Annotated in this window: 1 protein-coding gene; it reads left to right on the top strand. The window is 34.3% G+C overall.

The genetic code is table 11. The annotated features are described in order from the left end of the window. Window positions 1–271: alpha-L-rhamnosidase C-terminal domain-containing protein (locus ACWA1B_RS22700; RefSeq protein ID WP_456910879.1), on the top strand; the 271-nt coding region annotated here is incomplete at both ends.

The following is a 271-nucleotide window of genomic DNA, read 5'->3' as shown; positions in this document are numbered from 1 at the left end:
GACAAATTGAAGAATGGTTTTACCAAAGTTTAGCCGGAATTAAATCGGATCCTGAAAAACCAGGATTCAAACATTTCTTCATTCAGCCAGAAGTTGTGGGCGACATGACTTTCGCGAAAGCGGACTATCAATCGGTTTATGGAAAAATTGTTTCTTCTTGGGAAAAGAAAGACGGAAAGTTTATTCTAAATGTTGAAATTCCGGTAAATACAACAGCGACAATAAAATTGCCAGTTCCTAAAAATTCAGAAATAAAAATTGATGATAAAAA

Source organism: Flavobacterium xizangense (assembly GCF_054075145.1).
Note: the sequence above shows the minus strand (reverse complement) of the source record. Positions and strands in the feature narration are given on the sequence as shown.